The 18,531-nt window shown below is 51.4% G+C and carries 11 protein-coding genes; 4 read left to right on the top strand and 7 right to left on the bottom strand.

Annotation, left to right across the window (positions count from 1 at the left end):
- The first annotated feature begins 127 nt into the window (after window positions 1-127).
- The 3 genes from AT705_RS14380 (at window position 128) to AT705_RS14390 (ending at window position 7,212) form a co-directional block, all read left to right on the top strand.
- A complete protein-coding gene (locus AT705_RS14380) occupies window positions 128-1,726 on the top strand; it encodes a glycoside hydrolase family 3 protein (RefSeq protein WP_058797088.1) in 1,599 nt (532 codons plus the stop codon).
- Window positions 1,727-1,892: 166 nt separating this feature from the next.
- The gene (locus AT705_RS14385; RefSeq protein ID WP_058797089.1) at window positions 1,893-4,496 is read left to right on the top strand and encodes a TonB-dependent receptor; all 2,604 of its coding nucleotides are present in this window, start codon (window positions 1,893-1,895) and stop codon (window positions 4,494-4,496) included.
- 541 nt (window positions 4,497-5,037) lie between these two features.
- Window positions 5,038-7,212, top strand: coding sequence for a carbohydrate-binding protein (locus AT705_RS14390; protein ID WP_058797090.1), 2,175 nt, complete (start codon window positions 5,038-5,040; stop codon window positions 7,210-7,212).
- A gap of 220 nt (window positions 7,213-7,432) precedes the next feature.
- Here the strand turns inward: AT705_RS14390 and AT705_RS14395 are convergent, their stop codons facing one another.
- Together AT705_RS14395 and AT705_RS14400 are read right to left on the bottom strand one after the other, a co-directional pair.
- Window positions 7,433-8,206, bottom strand: a complete 774-nt coding sequence (locus AT705_RS14395; RefSeq protein WP_058797091.1) for a hypothetical protein — start codon at window positions 8,204-8,206, stop codon at window positions 7,433-7,435.
- 139 nt (window positions 8,207-8,345) lie between these two features.
- Window positions 8,346-9,314: a class 1 fructose-bisphosphatase gene (locus tag AT705_RS14400; protein WP_058797092.1), complete on the bottom strand. Its 969-nt coding sequence runs from the start codon at window positions 9,312-9,314 to the stop codon at window positions 8,346-8,348.
- Window positions 9,315-9,473: 159 nt separating this feature from the next.
- On the opposite strand from AT705_RS14400, the gene AT705_RS14405 reads away from it, so the two are divergent.
- On the top strand, window positions 9,474-11,900 hold the full coding sequence (locus tag AT705_RS14405; RefSeq protein ID WP_058797093.1) for a zinc-dependent metalloprotease: 2,427 nt from the start codon (window positions 9,474-9,476) through the stop codon (window positions 11,898-11,900).
- 57 nt (window positions 11,901-11,957) lie between these two features.
- Here the strand turns inward: AT705_RS14405 and AT705_RS14410 are convergent, their stop codons facing one another.
- The 5 genes from AT705_RS14410 to AT705_RS14430 all read right to left on the bottom strand — a co-directional run bounded on the left by AT705_RS14410 (window position 11,958) and on the right by AT705_RS14430 (window position 18,514).
- Window positions 11,958-12,989, bottom strand: a complete 1,032-nt coding sequence (locus tag AT705_RS14410; RefSeq protein ID WP_237113737.1) for a heme-binding protein — start codon at window positions 12,987-12,989, stop codon at window positions 11,958-11,960.
- Window positions 12,990-13,102: 113 nt separating this feature from the next.
- The gene (locus AT705_RS14415) at window positions 13,103-15,076 is read right to left on the bottom strand and encodes an alkaline phosphatase family protein (protein ID WP_058797095.1); all 1,974 of its coding nucleotides are present in this window, start codon (window positions 15,074-15,076) and stop codon (window positions 13,103-13,105) included.
- 1 nt (window position 15,077) lies between these two features.
- Window positions 15,078-16,166 carry a ferritin-like domain-containing protein gene (locus tag AT705_RS14420; RefSeq protein WP_058797096.1) on the bottom strand — a complete coding sequence of 363 codons (1,089 nt, stop codon included), beginning with the start codon at window positions 16,164-16,166 and terminating at the stop codon, window positions 15,078-15,080.
- Window positions 16,167-16,179: 13 nt separating this feature from the next.
- On the bottom strand, window positions 16,180-18,015 hold the full coding sequence (locus AT705_RS14425) for a GMC family oxidoreductase (RefSeq protein ID WP_058797097.1): 1,836 nt from the start codon (window positions 18,013-18,015) through the stop codon (window positions 16,180-16,182).
- Between the two features lie 10 nt (window positions 18,016-18,025).
- Window positions 18,026-18,514: a hypothetical protein gene (locus tag AT705_RS14430; protein WP_058797098.1), complete on the bottom strand. Its 489-nt coding sequence runs from the start codon at window positions 18,512-18,514 to the stop codon at window positions 18,026-18,028.
- Window positions 18,515-18,531: the final 17 nt, after the last annotated feature.

Consider the following 18,531-nt stretch of genomic DNA (forward strand, 5'->3'; position numbering starts at 1 on the left):
CAGGCTAGGTATATAAACGGATCAGTTTCACCCGCGAGGTGCCAGACAGGCGCTTCCTTATCTGAACGAATAATAAATCGGTGCCGTGGCGCTGAGGGCTTTGTTTTGCCAAAAATCAGAGGGCAGTATGGATATTGAAAAGAAAGTAGCACAGCTTATCGACACACTTTCTATCGAAGAAAAGGTTGGACAGCTGTTTGTTCTGGCATTTGCCGGAGAAGATCGTGATTACGCAAAGACGCTGGTCAAGGAGCGGCATATTGGGGGCTTTTACATTACCGATGATAATGCCGCTAACCCGGCCAGTGCAGCGCAGTTAGCCCGTGAGTTACAGCATGAGGCGGCATTGAGAGCCTGCGATGCGCCTTTACTACTGGCCGTTGATCAGGAAGGTTCCTGGGGGATCCTGACTCAGTATACCGATCTGGGACCGGGTAACCTGGGTCTGGGTAAAGCGGACAACACGGCGCTGACGGCAGACATGTATCAGGTCTTTGCTGAGCAGATGCAGGAAGTTGGCTACAACACGCTGCTGTCACCCTGTGCGGATGTGAATGCCAACCCAGATAACCCGATCATTGGTTTGCGTGCCTTTGGTGAGCAGACTCACCATGTTGCCCGTCATGTTGCTGCTGCGGTGCGTGGCGTGCAGCGTAGTGGTAGCCTGAGTTGTGCCAAACATTTCCCGGGTCACGGAGATACCCACAATGATTCGCACCAGACACTGCCCGTGGTTGATAAGTCTTTGCAGCAATTGATGCGCGAGGACTTGCTGCCTTTTAAGGCGGCGATTGAGTCTGGTGTTCCGCTGATCATGACCAGTCATATCAGCTACCCGCAAATCGATGCCGACTATCCGGCGACCTTATCGTCCACTATTTTGCAGGGCGTATTGCGCCAGCAGTTAGGGTTTAACGGCATTATTATCACCGACAGCATGAATATGTGGTCTATGCGTAAGAACTATGCACCAGAAGAAGCGGCCATCCTGGCATTACAGGCAGGTGCTAACCTGGTGATGCTCAGTGAAGAACACTACGAAAACAGTACGACCCCTTACAAAGCGATCCAGGCACAAACCATTGATGGCGTAATCGCTGCGGTTAAACAGGGCAGTTTAAGTGAATCGGTTATCGACGCCCGCTTGCAGCAGGTACTGGCATTTAAATATCAGCATTTTGCCACCTCATCGCAAACAACGGCCAGTGTGCTGGAAAGCGCGAATGAACTGGCGCGCGAGGCGGCAAGTTCGGCCATTCGGGTATTACGTAATGACGACCAGCAGTGGCCACTTGAGGGTCGCGCATTTACGCTGGCATTTGCCGCTGATCCCAAAGGGTACGACAACATTGTTAATAGCCGGGGGATCGGTCCTAACGATCCGAACTCAGCCCGGGATGTGATCCTTGAGACGCTGGCAGAGCGCGGGCGGGAATATCGACTCTGGCAGCATGAGCAATTTATGGCTGCGCTGCAGGCACCCACCGAACCGCTGGCTGAGCCCTTGGTGTTGATCACTGAAGATTACCCCTTACCGGGAGAAAGCTTCGATGTGGCAGACCAACAGCAACGTGTCCAGCAGGCACTACAAAAATGGCCTGGCAGGGTCATAGTGATCGCCATGCGTTCCGACTACGAATTATCGCAATATGCTGATCTATCAACTTATGTTTGTGCTTACTCGAGCAGGGCCGTGAGTGCCCGGGTTATCGCAGAGCAACTTTAAAAAGATCAGCAAAACGAAATAATAAGTGCTTGACAATTAGTCAAAATGATTTAATAAATACTTAGTATATCAATTTTACTAATAAAAAATGACAGTTTGATAATAACACAAGCCAGTCGACTCACTGGGAATGAACGGCTTGGGAAAAGGCAAAGGGGAGAAGAGCATGAAAAATCAGGGCTCAAAGGTAAAAACCAAGTATATGAATAACTATCTGAAATCCAGTTACGTGGCAGTATGTGTAGCAACAGCGTTGTCGGGTATGTCGTTTGGTGCTGCGGCTGAGGAACAGACTGGTGCGAATCAGGCAATTGAAACCATTGAAGTAAGAGGGATCAGACGTAGCCTCACGGAGGCGCTGAACACCAAGCGTTTCGCCAACTCTGTTGTCGACTCGATTTCGGCTGAAGACATCGGTAAATTCCCGGATAAGAACATCGGTGATGCGATGCAGCGTATTCCGGGTGTGACTGTGGTCAGAACCTTTGGTGAGGTCAGCGGTGTAACAGTGCGTGGTACTGCGCCTGAGCACAGCATGGTGTTGCTGAATGGCCAGAACGTTGCCAGTGTCGGTTGGTTTGACCTGGGTGGTGTGAACCGTAGCTTTAACTTTGAAATGCTTGCGTCAGAACAAATCTCCGGTATGGATGTGTATAAGTCGGTTGAGTCGGATATCAACGAGGGCGCTATGGGTGGTACGGTTAACCTTAAAACCCGCAAGCCTCTGGATATGGACTCAGGTACCGTATTTGCGTCCGTAGAAAATGCCTATCATGGCAACGCCAAAGAGTGGTCGCCAGCCTACTCAGGTCTGGCAAGCTGGAAAAACGAGCAGGAAAACTTTGGTATCCTGGTTGCCTATTCAAATGAAGAGTCGAAGGTATATCGCGAGACGTTATCCACATTCGGCCCTCCTGGTGCAACGACACTCGAAGACAGTAATGGTGTACTCAGAAAAACGTCTTGTTGTGCGGCATCTATTCTGTTCGATGAAGACAGAGAACGCAGCAGTAGCCAGATCAGTGTTCAGTATGCGCCGAGCGATGCGCTGACACTTGGCCTGGATTACAATTTGTTCGAACTGGAAAACGACCACATTAACTCGGCTCTATTCACCATCATGGATTACGGTACCTTGCAGGGTGATTCGGTCAGAGTGAATGAGCAAGGGATTGTTACCGCAGCAACGGTCACAGCCTCAGGCCCAGGTCGCGCTCCTCTGTTCAACAACACGGTATTGCGTACGCCAGATATGCAAACGGATGTTATTAACTTTACTGCGAATTATCAGGCAGAGTCCTGGTCTGCCGACTTTGTCCTTGGTCAGTCAACCGCCCAAGGCCGAATTGGCCAGACAAGTACCTGGTGGGGTGATATCAGTGAGCGTGCCAATTCAGGTTTTTCTTATGATGTGAGCGGCCCGTTAGAGCTTATTCCGGTCAACCCGGATTATATGAGTAGTCATGATAATTTTGAACTGTTCCATGAATATACCTATATCAATTATGAACGCGATAATGAGATAGATTACATTCAGGCCGATTTTACCTTTGAGCTGGATTCACCTGTGATGACTTCAATCCAGGCTGGTATTAAGTTCCAGGAACAAGTGTTTTCATACCAGGAAAATAACCAGGATCTGAATGTTGACGCCATCCGTGAAGGGGGGGAACGACTGACTCTTGGCGACTTTAACGGTGGTTTTGTGTCGGGCCTGCATAGTGCCGAAGGGCGTGCGGGTAGCTTATCAGGTTTTCCAATCGGTACTCGCGGGTTGTGGGACTATGCGCGTAGCAATGCGCCGGGCACTGTCACAGTGAAAGATGCCTTCTCTATTGAAGAGGACATTGCCGCTGCGTACGTAAAAGCCAACTTCTCAGGAGAAGGCTTCCGCGGTAACTTAGGCTTGCGTGTAGTCGAAACCGATATTCTCTCCAAAGGTGAAATCAATGGGGTGAAGGGAGAAGTCGATAAAAGTTATACGAATTATCTTCCCAGCCTGAACCTGGCGATCGATCTGAGCGAAGACATGATCTTCCGATTTGCGGCGGGATCAACGGTATCACGACCAGACTATGACGACATGAAAGTTGCGGACATTATTTCAGAGAGCTTTAAAACAGCGAATGTCGGTAGCCCGGATCTGGACCCGTATAAGTCAGACCAATACGACATGGGTGTCGAATGGTACTTCAACCCGTCTTCCGTGCTAGGTGCGACCTTGTTTGTGAAGAACATCAGTGACTACATTGAGCAAACGACTGCTGCTGAGTTCTACCCAGGATGTGGTGAAGGGTGTCTGGTGACGCGTTCGCGTAACGTCGGTACAGCCGATGTACGTGGTATTGAATTACAGTATCAGCATGCGTTTGAAAACGGCTTTGGTATACAGGCAAACTACACCTATACCGATAGCAGCCGCACTGACTCGACGGGTAAGGAAATGCCCATCGAAGAAGTATCACAAAACTCCTATAACCTGTCGGGTTACTATGAAAACGACCTGTTCAGTGTGCGCCTCGCTTACAACTACCGTGATGACTGGGTACGCCAGTATAACGGCAGCAGCCTGGATAGCCTGAACGATGCATACGATCAGGTTGATGCCTCGGTGGTGTGGCATGTTACCGACAACGTTGATGTGTCGTTTGAAGCGATTAACCTGCTCAATGAGGCGCTGGTGCTAAGACAGCCAACAGCAGGCAATATCGTCCACGCTGTCGATGAGTTTGGTACGCGTTACTTTGTGGGTGCCAGTGTTCGCTTCTAACACTGACTTTGTGCACGGTATCCCATGCCGTGCGGCCTCAGAATAAGGGAAGTGCCCGCTTCCTTTAGACCAGTTCGGTTTTAACTGGTCAATCCGCACATCACCTGGCAAGGAGGGTTGCCCAGGTGTGCGGATAAGGGGACATTCACTGAATGCCCTGGCACTGTTTGCCGGGCTGGTGCGATGTGCCCACACTTCTACTCGGTTAAGGCAAGTTTGCCCGGCTTGCCTTATTTCATCTGTTGTCGCCTGATTTTACCCGTGAAACTTTATTGCAATAAATTTTGTAAAAACGATTGACTTATTATTTTGCGAACGCTAGCTTGTATATTAGTTGAGCAAATAGAAATGCCTGTTTTGTAGATTCAGCAAGATAGGTTAGCTCACTGCTTCAGCGATATAAACCCGGTGTGGATAACTAATGCGGGTTTATTGGTAGGCGGCTTAGGGTTGGGTCGCGGATGTTCATTAAAATTGTTGCCCTGATCGGGTTGATATTGCTGGATTTGTTTCGATTAAAAAAATAATGAGGAAACACCTAATGAAATTGAAAATGACAGGATGTGCAGTAGCCGTAATCTTAAGTTGTTCTGCGTCAGCGGGAACAGGCGTACAGGACTTTTTGGATAGCTTAAGAAACTTCGAATCGGGTATTAACCCTGCTCTGGCTGACTTTTACCTTGAGAACCTGAATAACCCGGTTTACAAGTATGCCAAAGTGTCAGCGCCTGGTCGTATGGTACGTGACTGTTCAACAGGCAGCATGATCCCGGAAGATACCACCATTAATCAGTTCTTCACTAAGCTGGGCATTGACGGCATCTACAACTCACAAACTCCGTATAGCGCCGAGATGTTCAAAACCATGCAGTATAACTCGATGAATGCCTGGGGTTTCGTGGGTTATCAGCTGGGTGAAGCGGTACTGATCGATGCTGGTTACTATAGCCCGAAAGTAGTGACAGTGGATGGTAAGGAATACGACAGTTTCTATGTGTTTGTGGAAGACAGCACCTGGATTGGCTGTAAAACGGAAGCCCTGGTTGAGATCGTCGGCTCAGGCGGTAACCAAATCCAGGCAACGGATGTAAACCGCTGGGAAGGAACCTTTGTTGGTAAGAATGGCGTCAACTCGTTTGCTGATCTGCTGATCCCGGATAATCAGGAACTGGTGATGCGCGATGCTATGCGGTTTAACTATGGCGTGATGACGCAGTTGCTGACCGATGCCAACATGACCTGGGAGCAGGCACTGGCTAAGAGCTGGCCTGGCACAGACGACAATGGTAACGCCATCACAGTACAAGCAACCATGTCTGGCCTGCTGGCTGCGGCACACTTACGTGGTGCCTGGGGTACAGCACGCTTGCTGACCAAGGATGAAATCACCTGTGATGAACTGGGTACCTGTATCACCAAATATGTACATAAGTTCGGTGGCTACAACACCATCTTCGACACGCCAGCAGATGACGTTATCGAAGGTTCTAAATACGATGAAAAGCTCTCCGCGGGTTGGGGGAACGACTTAGTACTGCCAGGCGGTGGTGCAGACACCATTGAACTGCACGAGCAGAGCGGCTCAGTGACCACAGTACGTGATTTCACTGTTGGCGAAGATCGCATCATCTTGCGTGATTGGCAGGCTGCTGCACCACTGAGTAACCTGTCTGTGTCAGATGTTCCTGCCGGTGTTGAATTAGCGTTTGCTGGTCAGCGTGTGGTGCTCGAAGGCGTATCGGCTGCGGCTGTGAACGTTAATACCGAAGCGGTGATCGCCCAGTCGGATATCTATGAAATTGCGTGGTCTGGTAAGCAAACCGTGACGGGCTTCAATCCTCAGTTGGATAAGATCCGTGGCACCGCAGGAATTGGCTTTAAGCACCTGAAAGCCTACGAAACAGACACCGCTTTGGTCGTCGGCGTACAGGCTAAAGATGGCGGTATTTACAGCTCGGTTGAGCTGGTAGGCCTGACAGTGGCTGATCTGACGCCTGAGATGTTTGATAACGTCACTGGTGGTTATGACCGCCTGGGCTTCATCGTGCCACTGAACAGCCGCAACTGGGGCTGGAATATGTCACTGACGGTTAACAGCTTCGACCCTGCAAAAACTGTGATCAGCATGCCACTGTTCAACTACACCTTCTCTATGCTGGTGCTAACGCAGGAAGGTGCTGATACGGTTATCACGCTGGATGAAACGGCATCAAAAGGTGACAAGAAGCGCCTGGTACTGAAAAACACCGATCTGAACAGCCTCAGCGCTGCAAACTTCGATTACGTATCGGGTAACTTTGTTGATGCAGTGATTGACGTGCCGGTATTCTACGATATCACGGCAACGGTTGTGGGCACGGGTGGTAGCATTTCACCAGCGCCGGATGCAAGTGGTGTGATCAGCGCGAAAGGCAACACCGACTTTACGCTGACCTTTGTACCAGACAGTGGTTATCGTGTCGCCACTCTGAAAGTCGATGGCGTGAGTGTGACAGCGCAGTCAAGCTACACCTTCCCGGCATTGTCTGCGACGCACAGCGTACAGGTGACCTTTGAACCTGGCAATTCTTGCCCGGCACCCTGGAATGAAACTCAGGTATACACCGGCGGTGATCAGGTGACCTTTGGCGGTAAAACCTATGAAGCGAAGTGGTGGACTCAGGGCAACAACCCGGCCTCATTGGGCCCATGGAAAGAAATTGCCAATTGTCAGTAATGACACGTTAGTACGGTTTGATTAAGAGAAAGCCATGGCACGCACAAGCGGCCATGGCTTTTTGTTCTGTGTGGCATGGCACCTGATTACAGCGAATCTGGCTGGGGTGGGGGTGCCATTTCGTGGAGATCCTCGGTGATCAGCCATTGCGGCAGATAAGGGTGATCTGGGATCAGATAGCCTTTATTGCGATAGGCCAGGCGAGCAGACCCGAGCAACTTTAATGCAAAGTGCTGAAAGATTTCGTCCTCGTCATGTGCTTTTTTACATATAAGCCAAACTTATCCAGCGCGTCGCACATCTTTGCGCAATAGGTTTGTTCGTCCTCATGGCAAAAGACGCTGAACAGACAGTCGATTTTCGGCAAAGCGATGTGTTGCGTATAAAACGCATCATCACCGGTCAAATTCGACAAGTCTACTTGCATATAGGCCTGGATGGCCTGCACCAGATCCCGGGATTGCGGCTTTAAAATGGCTTTGACAATGTGAAACTCAGCCAGCTGTAAGGGCTGAATAAATCGGGCGTTAGCGTCGTATTCCATCGCCTGCTCGTCAAATTCATCCAGCCAGGCCAGTGCTTCACCGTCGTTGTAAGCCAGTGCCAGCATAATGGTGTCGTACCAGCCCGACGGATGAATGCCGTGACTGAGTCGCTCCCCCGGGCGGCTGATAGCCACGTCGTCAATACGCAGCTCATGGCGCTGTTGCGGGAATAAATGGCGCTTAAAGTGCACTAGCTGGTAATTGTAAGCTTGACGTAAAAACCAGCGTGCTTCGTTGTGCGGGCGTTTGGCATGCAGGGCAAAGTTAAATCCGTCTTCCCAGCTTTTTGACTGTGAATATTCATAGCTACTACCAGTTGAAGCTTCTAGATGTTCTTTGTGGGCAATAAAAGCTGACTTTGCAAAATAGGCTCCATCTACGCAGTCTCGGTAAATATCTAAGTAAAAGTCATGCTCTCTGAAGCTGCCATAATGGTGTACTTGTGTCATTGTTCGGCTCAGTTTACCATGGTGCAGAAGGGGTTGTGAGAGGCAGGTTGCAGTGACGGTTATGATGAGAAAAGCAGGGAGATAAAAACGCCATGGCGAACTCACCATGGCGTATAAAGTGTGTCGCTAAATAAGGGGGTTACTTATGATATCCAAGACACGCTTCGACTTCGTTTTTCGAGCCTAAGATCACCGCTACGCGCTGGTGGATATGCTCCGGGTCGATATCCAGAATGCGTTGCTCACCGGTATGGGCCAGGCCGCCGGCTTGTTCTACCAGCATGGCCATCGGGTTGGCTTCGTACATCAGGCGCAGTTTGTATGGCTTTTCCGGGTTTTTGGTGTCGGCCGGGTAGGTAAACAGGCCGCCGCGACATAGCACGCGGTGTACATCACCTACCATGGCTGCAATCCAGCGCATGTTGAAGTTTTTACCGCGCGGGCCTGTGTCGCCTGCCAGCAGGTCGTTGATGTAGCTTTGCATGGCCGGTTGCCAGTGACGCTGGTTTGACGCATTGATGGCAAATTCTTTAGTGTCTTCCGGGATTTTGGCAAATTCTTCTGTCAGCAGGAAACTGCCGTGGGTTTTATCCAGCGTGAAGATACGTGTGCCTTTACCTGTGGTCAGTGCCAGTGTGGTGCACGGGCCATACAGGACGTAGCCAGCGGCTACTTGCTTGTGGCCCGGCTGCATAAAGATAGCCGGATCAGCCGGATCCGCGTCTTCCGGGGCTTCCATAATGGAGAAGATGGTGCCTACCAGCGAATTGATATCGGTATTAGAAGAACCGTCCAGCGGATCGAATGCGACAATAAATTTGGCATCCGGGCTGCCTGCTACCGTGCCTTCTTCTTCTTCTGAGGCAATGGCTTTTACATAGCCAGATTCCAGCAGAATGTCTTTGAGTAGCTGGTTAGACAATACGTCGAGTTTCTTCTGAGTTTCGCCCTGAATGTTTTCATCCAGCGTTGAGCCCAACACGCCTGACAGCGCGCCCTGACCTACGCGGAAAGAGATTTCTTTACAGGCAGCCAGAATGGTTCGGATCAGAGAAACCAGTTCACGGGAACAGCCGTCTTCAATTAACACCGGTGGAAGTCTACGCATAAATTTTAGTCCTGATAACGGTTATGTTGCAGCCCTGATAGAGTGAGAGAGCAGGCCACAAACAGCGCTGAATTTTGTCCTAAATAACTGTATTTTGTATACGATTTAATATACAAATGAGGTACCAGTCATCTAACCTAACACAACAAAGATAAGAAAATGCGAAAAACACGCTTTGCACCTCACATGCTCTCGGCTTTGCTGCTTGCTATGATACCCCAAGCGCACGCTGCAATTAAGTCTATTGATGAATTTACTGACAAACTCAACCATTTCCCTGGGTTTTATGCGTTCTACAGCGACCCTGCCAGTGGTAAAATTTACCTGGATGTGGATAAACTCTCGCAGCCATTCTTACTCCAGCATAGCCTGCCGTACGGTGTCGGATCCAACGACATTGGATTAGACCGTGGTCAGCTGGGCAGTACTTACCTGGTGCAGTTCGAGCGCTTTGGTGACAAGGTGATGCTGCGTGCTCTGAATACCTATTTTCGTGCCAGTGCCGACAATCCGGCAGAGCAGCAAAGCGTGAAAGAGGCGTTTGCCTCCAGCATTTTAAATGGCTTTAAAGTGGTCGCCGAAGATGATGACAGTGTCTTGATTGATTACACCCCTTATCTGTTGTCGGATGTCCACGGTGTGTCGCGGACGCTGGCAGCGCGCAAGCAGGGCAGTTACAGCCTGGATTCCAGCCGCAGCGCGACTTATATGCCACGCTCAAAAGCCTTTATGAAAAACACCGAGCTGGAAGCGGTCCTGACTTTTAAAGGCAGCAAGCCCGGTGAGTATGTGAAGCAGGCGACGGCCAACCCCTATGCGGTGACAGTCCATCAGCACCACTCGCTGATTGAGCTGCCGGATGACAATTATCAGCCCCGCGCATTCCATCCGCAGTCGGGTTACTGGAGCATTGAGCATAAGGATTACTCAGCGCCGCTGAGCGAGTCTATGTATGTGCGTTATATTCCTCGTCACCGTTTGAATAAGAAAGACCCGACTGCAAAAGTCTCTGAGCCGGTCGAGCCCATTGTATATTACCTGGATCCGGGCGTGCCCGAGCCGGTGAAGACTGCACTACTGGATGGTGCGCGCTGGTGGGATCAGGCCTTTGCTGCGGCGGGTTACAAAAATGCCTTTCAGGTCAAAGTACTGCCGGAAAATGCTGATCCTATGGACATTCGTTACAACGTGATCCAGTGGGTCCACCGCGCAACCCGTGGTTGGTCATATGGAGCATCTGTGATAGACCCGCGGACTGGTGAGATCATTAAAGGCCATGTCACCCTGGGCTCGTTGCGTGTGCGCCAGGACATTCTGATTGCCGAAGCGTTAGCTGCGCCATTTGTAAAAGGTGATGAAGTGACCGCGCATCTGCATGCCATGGCGCTGGACCGTATTCGTCAGCTCAGTGCCCACGAAATTGGTCACACATTGGGGATTGCCCATAACTTCTCGGCATCTGTGAAAGACCGTGCCTCCGTAATGGATTATCCGCATCCGCTGGTGGGCATGAACGATCAGGGTGAGCTGGACATCAGCAAAGGCTACGCATCAGGCATGGGGGAGTGGGATACCCAAGTGATCAAGTATGGCTACAGTGACTTTACCGCACAAGACGAAGCTCAGGCACTGGCGGCGATTCTGGCTGAAAACAAGAGCAAAGGGCTGGAGTTTATCTCGGATGCCGATGCCCGTCCTAAGGGCGGTGCACATCCGACTGCCCACCTGTGGGATAACGGCGGTGACCCGGCAGCTGAATTAACGCGGGTGTTGGATATTCGTCGCAAGGCGCTGACCCGCTTTGGCCTGAATAACATCAAAACCGGTGAAGCCTTATCTCAGCTGGAAGAAAAGCTGGTGCCGTTGTACTTGTTCCATCGTTATCAGGTGGAATCGGCAGTGAAACTGATCGGTGGTGTAGACTACGACTATGAAGTGCGTGGCGCGCAGACTGCGAAAGGTGCACAAGTGGTAGGCAAGGCGCAGCAGCAAGCTGCACTCTCAGCCCTGCTGGATACCTTGTCTCCTGAGCAGCTGATGATCCCGGAATCGGTGCTGGCGTTGATCCCGCCTAAAGCCTATGGTGAGTATAAAACTCGTGAAAGCATCAAAGGCCGTACCGGTCTGACACTGGATGCGATGGCGTTGCCAGAAGTGGCGGCTCAGCATACTTTGAGCTTATTGCTGAACCCGCAGCGGCTGAATCGATTGGCGCAGCAGGGGGCTCGTAATCATGCCAACCTGAACAGCGACGATCTGCTGAACACGGTATATCAGCATGTTTTTCAGCCGAAAGCAGAGTCGGGCATGGCTACAAAACTGGCGCAGCGTGTGCAGTTTTTAACAGCTTATCGCCTGGCAGAACTGGGTAGCAGCGATAAGCTGGCACCGGAAGTCCAGGCTCAGTTGCGTTACTATCTGAGTCAGCTGGTAGAACAGTACAGTGACGACTCTCTGTTTGGTGGCAGCAGCAAGGCCGATGCATTCGACACTTATCTGGCGGACTTAGTGGCGCAGTATCTGGAAAGTGGTCAATGGCCGCAAGGCTTTAAAGCCCTGCCGATGCCGCCAGGCTCGCCTATCTAAGCTTGTAAAAAAGAAAACCGGACTGATGTCAGTCCGGTTTTTTTATGTCCGCTGCACTTAGGCCTTTTTGACTAAGGTATTGGTCGTGATGTGCGGGAAGGTGACGAGCTGGCTCTGAATGGGGATCTCCATGGTGATATTTTGCGAGTACTGCAACTGGGTAAAGTTATCACTGCCATCGAGTGATTCCAGCCAATAGCTGATGGCGTAACGGCTGACGTTGGCGTGTTGCTGTTCAAAGCCAATGTTGGTGACCGGAATGCCGGAGTGCGCGGTATCGACTTCCAGCAGAATAAACTTCTTAGGCGGTGAGACTTCCAGTGCATTATTCAGTGGCTGATTGGGGTTCAGGGTAAAATCCGGATTCAGGTTACCGACACTTTTGGTGCTGTACTGATCGGTGCTGACATCATGGGGCAGGCCCATGGGCAAGACGTCGCTCTTGCTCAGCATCGGAATGGTGGGCACACCTGTGCCTGACTGAAAATGCCCGCTGGCCAGAATAGAGTTACCATGTGGTACCGACATTTGCTTGATAAAGTCATAGGCTTGTGTGGGTGGTACACTGTTAGGTACTGTTTCAGTTCCGATCCCTGGCTTTTCCCCGTTGCCATAAGGCCCCAGCAGTTGTTTCTGATCGGTCAGGAACAGCAGTGAGCCATTTTCGGCATGCACCAGCTGATCTTTTGCCGGGCCATCGGCAAAGTAGACGCGCTGCTCGTAAAACAGGGTGTTGGCAACTTGCGTGCCTAAGCCTCCGCGGTTGGGGGCCGTGCCGTGAATGGCCGAAAAGGTTAATTCTTCATAGTAAGCAAAGTTTTTCAGGATATAGCTGGTTTCCTGAGGCAGTGGCATCAGGCAGTAAGAAAACGGTTTGTCCGTTCCCCCCATGCCGGAGTTACCCAAAGGTTGATTGGTCCAGGTACCGACCAGGTGTTGTAGCGGGCCCAACTCTGTTGTTGGCGCTGGCGGGTTTTCCTGTGCCGGGTCGATCAGCAAAGGTTTTGAAAGATCTGGGGGCGTTACGTCAGTCATGATGGTTTCCTCATTAATTGCTACTGGCACCCTGGGGGGTTCCCAAAGTGCCATAGGCTGATCCCTACAGTGACTGCTCGAAGGCGGCGGGATCCCTGGCTGCCTTCGTCTGTACTTACTGATTCATCTTAAATCGATTGTCATTGTTAGTTGCCTCTGCATGACCTTTATGTAGCGCGATGATCTGTCGATAAGTAAGCGGCTACATGGGCCCGCAACTGCTGGTCATGGCTACTCATATAGAAGCACCAAAGCTGATCCTGATAGCGCGTAGCGCACAGCGGGGTGCCTGGGTCGCGATGGGCGTTGTTGAGCATCTGTTGCTCACTCCAGCCTGCTTCGGCCATAGTGCCATAGCCGTTGCTGGTGGTATCGGCTTTAGCTGGATCGTAGGAGACTGCCTGCTGACTGGTGAGCACACCCGGAATAGAAAAGCAGGCGCTCAGTAGCTGCTGGCTGTTGGGAGCATTGTGAAACAAGTGGAGCACACCATCGAGCGTTGCTGCGGCCAGATTGCCTTCACTCTGATAACTGTGTTCCTGCGGCTCTGGCTCATCGGGCGTCAATTTACAGGGAGCCTGTGAAAAATGGCCAATGCCAAACCCATTGGTAGACCACTGGTGACTTACTGCATTATCTTGTGGTCCGGCATAGCTGCTGTTACTCACATCTGTGACATTAAATTCTGCACTGTTATAGCTCAGACAGGCCAGCGCCTGACCATTGCCTTCGCGATATATCAGCAGGGTATTGCTGCCCAATGAGGCTAAAGTGAATGGGCCTGTGGGTTTGCACACCAGAGGTTGTGGCTGAGGTTGCCACTGTTGCTGGGCATAACGCTGTGCTTGCATGCAGCCCTGCTGATCGCGATATACCACTAGCAAGTCGTGGCTCTCTGGTAACACCTGTAATGCCAGGGCTGATATGCTTTCATTGCTCGGAGCAGATAAGGTTTGCCAGCCCTGATCGGTTGATAGGGTGTGCAGAGTAATACGTAAGTCCATATCACGATATCCCAGCACCAGTGTATTGCCCTGCGCACTGAGCTGAAGCTGATCTTTACAATTCGCCTGAAGCTGCAATGGCGCTGACCAGCTATGGCCGTCAAAGCTGGTGCAGTACAACTGACCGGGCTGATCATGTCGTGTATAGAAGAGGTAAAGTTGCTCATCCAGGCTGGCGGCTTGCAGCTCGCAGACCTGTTCCAGCTGCGGCACCGACTGAGCTCGTTGCCAGTGCAGCGATTCATCCCATAAAAAGCGGAAATAGTTCGCATGGCGGTCGTTCTTGCCCAGCGTACCGAGCGAAAAGTTTTCTTCGATGGTCCGCAACAAAGAGTAATGGTTGTACCCTTCGTGTTGCTGTGAGGGGGTCAGGGTATCGCCCAGTAACACCGTATAAATCTGATTCGGCCCGTCGTAGTAATATTTGTACTTCTGTTTGGTGTCATAATCCGACTCAAAATCGGCCTCGTCGTAGGTAACGACCACCAGGGTGTTGTCGGGGAGCTTGCTATCCGGGCCGGGGAAATTAATCGAGGCAAAAAACGACTTCAGCCAGTCTGCCTGCTGATCCACCAGCACTGGCGCACGCTCGCCTTTGAGGTCGTTGTCTTTGGTGCCAAGCAAATAATGCCCATCGTGCCACATGTTGGGAGTAAACCAGGCAAACTCGGGCAGGTTATCGTTGAGTAAATCCTGGTAGAACTGTGCCTCGTTACCAATTTTCTGCCAGCGCGCTTCGCTGTCGAGAATGCGGGCAAATGACGAAAAGGGGTCGTGCTTGAGTACATACGGATAGCTGTCTATGGGCGTGAAGTTGTTTGCTTTCCAGGGCGTCCAGCCCGCCACATAGCTTTCCATGTAGGCACGCCAGTCGAGGTTTTGCGCTGAGTCCTCTATCAGGTCAACCAGGGTGCGTTGCGGTAACCTGGGTGGCACTTCATCGTCGGTCACATTGCACAGCTCACCCGCGAGTGAGGCGATATAATTGGTTTGCGACGGGTGCATCACGCCAAAACTGTTGGTCAGTTCAACGCCCTGTGCGGCCAGGTTGCGCATGTAAGGGTTATTCATCACATAACCACGATACTGGTTTTCAAACATGATCACGATAATGTGATCGAAGCGTCTTGTGGTCATATCAGCATGCTCCCGGACGTTTATCTATGGGGATGTAGCGCCAGGTGGGGGCTGCGTGATGACCGCTGCCATCAGGCAGTGGCACGCGCATCATATTCTGGGCTTTTTCTTTGAGTCCAAACATAGTGCCTACCGCAGCAACCAATATGTCAGGCTGGCCATTGAATGCGAGGTGAAGTTGATCCAACAGCAGGCTCAGGGTCAGGTTAAATTCCGTATCTAGCCGGGCGATGGCCTCGAAGGGTTGATAGCTTTCTGGCTGAGGATTTTTCAAAACTGGATAAACCTGCCGATAATCAATGGGAATAGCGGGACCAGTTGGTCCCGAGTTGGGCGTATTGCCTTGCACGTAGCGACAACCCAGCAGCAATTCATTAAAGCGATAATAGTGAGACAGCTCACGGGGTTGCATGAAGAGCTGATGGTCGCCGCTGTCTATGCCTGTGGTTTCCCCAAGCGGGAAAGGTTGTTCTGGGTTCCAGTGTTTTTCTGGTACGCCTTCACCCTGGGCAACAATGGCATTGAGTGCAAAATTGGCCGAGTCCAGATCGGTGATCGGCGTGATCTCTCCGCCGCCGCCATAGTAATACTTATGCGCGATTTGTTTGTCATGGCAATCTGCAGGGAACAGCGCGGGGCCATAGCGGTTATGCAGAGCTTCTAAACCTCTCTCAATACCGACATAGAATTCACCTATGGTGATATCCCCCGCTTTTGCCAGATCGGCGGGCATTTCAATTTTGAGAAAGTTTCGCAGTGCTGTCGGGCTGAACTTTTGCAAGTCTGCTTCAAACCAGGTCTCGCCGTCAGGCAGTTTAGTCGGAAAGGTGGGCAGAAACTCCGGGCTATTAATCGCGGGGCTGCCTCCGGTGGCGATCAACAGATTTGCGGCATTGGTCAGGTGAAACATCTCCTCCATCACGACTGAGCGGATCACTGTGTAGGCGCACTGATTAGTGCCTTCTTTTATGGAATATAAGGCGGTGAGATAGACCGGTAGTGTGGAGAACTCCAGTTCAATGGCCAGTTGCAGGTCATGATGCAGCTGTTCGAGCGTTTCTATTGGGCGTTTTTGCAGTTTGTGATACATGGCTGGTCCCTCATCAATACTGGTCGAGTGCGTTTAACACGTTGTCAGCAGCCCAGAAGGTCAGTGCTGCCATGGTTAAAGTCGGATTACTGGTCGCAATGGTGGGCATATTGCCGCAGCCAACCAGGTAGAGGTTGGGGTGATCCCAGCTGCGCTGATCGCGATTAACCACTGAGTCTGTCGGGTCCTTACCCATCAGGTGTGTCCCAACCAGGTGTCCGGCACCGTTGTAGACATAGCCCTTGCCCTGATATTGCACATAGCCCGGATCGCTGGTTTTGTACTGGGTGAAGGGTTCTACACCAAGCCGTTGGAAAATGGCATCCGACACTTCTTTGGCTTGTGCCATCCCGGCGCGCGTGTAGTCTGTCACTTTGTAATGGATCACGGGTCGGTAGTTGCCCAGCTGATCCCGGTATTGATCGTCTATGGTGACGCGGTTATCAGGATCTGGTAACTGCTCGACCAAAAAACCAAAGCGGAACATGCGCGGGTATTCCTCTGCGATTTTGTGACGCAGTGCCGGGCCAAATAACCCTTGTTTGTCGATCAGATCAGGCACCGTGGCAATGGGGGCGCCTTCTGGCCAGCTCCAGCCCCAGTTGCCTATCTCAATGCGAAATGCGGCCTGATCGGCACGAAATGCGCCACCGCGCAGCGACGGGATCCCGGACGTTGAGCCAGGTCCCCGGAATGCGCCAATTTTGCATGGCATCAGACCCCAGGTCAGCATAGTTGGATGGTCCATCAGGTTGCGACCAACCTGATCACTGGAGTTAGCGACATTGGAGGCCAATAAGAGTTTGGCATTTTCGACGGCATGGGCGGCAAGGACCACGATTTTGCCTGTCACGGCTTTATCTTCGAAAGCCGCAGAATCTGTAGAGTGGTAGCGCTTGTAGTGCACTTTGGAGATGTTCTGGGTGTTGTCATCTACGGCCAGGTGATAGGCCACTGCCTGTGTTTCTATGGTTACATTGCCAGTCTGTTTGGCTTGCTCCAGTGTTTTTAAGGCAGAATATTTGGCCTGAATAGGACAAATGGGCACACAGTTTGAGTTACCTGCGCAGCGCTGGCCAAGGTCTGGATTACCGACAGCCCCCACCGGGCGATAATCACCGCGTGGCATGCCGTTGCGCCCTTGCGGTGTTGCGACGACATCAATGGGGTAGGTGTGATCATCAATGTTAACTTGCATACCTTGCAGCCCTTTGGCGAGGTACTGATCGAGAAAACTCTGCGGTATTTGCTCCATCGGGTAATTGTAATTTTCTGCAAATGGTAACTGCACACTGGGATTGTCAATCTGATGATAGTTTTGCACGTCGGCATTTGCCGAGACCCCGATATGCTGCTCTGCTATTTCGTACCAGGGTTGTAATTCCTGATAGCTGATTGGCCAATCCCGGCCCCGGCCGAACCGGCTTTGCAGTTCAAAGTCTTCAGGCAGCATACGCAAACAGGTGCCAAGCCAGTGCAAAGTTGTACCACCTTCGCTACGGGTATAGGTGCTGGCAAAGGGATCCGGGCCATACTGGACAAAATACCCATGGTCGCTAACGGGTTTATCGAGCGGTGGCTTCTGAATATCTGTCACTAAGGGTTGAGGGGCATTGGGGTTATTGGGATAGGGCGCATTGGGGATCTTAGCCATGGCAGTAAAAAAGCGCTCCATGTAGGATTCATAACCCTGTTCTTTACCCTGATCGAAGAAACGTCCGTCAGTGCCTGTACCGGCTTCCAGGACCAACACGTGTTTGCCTTGTTCACCCAGTTGTTTAGCCATAATGGCACCTGCAATACCGGCACCGACGATGACAACGTCGTAGTCGTTATGATGATGTGTCATGTGTGGCTCCTTAATCCAGGTTGTGTGTTTTTGCTGTGTCTCCGGGGAAGGCCCAGGTACCATATCCAGGCTGTTTAGCACCCATAGGGTGACTGCCCAGTGCATTCCAGACCAGGCCCTGAATATAGGCATTGCTTGAGATCACATAGTCTTCAACGGGTTGTTTATCGGCGCTGAAATCGTCGACCCCATAGAGGGCATTCCAATCAGCTGGCAGCTGATACCAGATGGAGAGGTACCACATTTTGATAATGTTTCTGGCAACGGGCCCGAGTTTGGCGCTATTCCAGATCTGGTCGTAAAAGCGTGCCTGACTGGCATCATTGTCGAGTGCACCAATCTGCTCTGCCTGAGCGTAAAGTGCCTCAATGACGTCCTGGCGGACCCATTTACTGAGTGTCTGACAGTAAACAGAGCCGACGCCTGTGCCTTGTAACTCGACTTCTTCGTAGCCAGTTAGTGCGGCACTGAGGCGATAAAAGTCGCTCAGTCTGTACATAAGTTTGCCCCTGATAG

The sequence above is a fragment of the Pseudoalteromonas rubra genome (genome assembly GCF_001482385.1).
GTDB lineage: Bacteria > Pseudomonadota > Gammaproteobacteria > Enterobacterales > Alteromonadaceae > Pseudoalteromonas > Pseudoalteromonas ardens.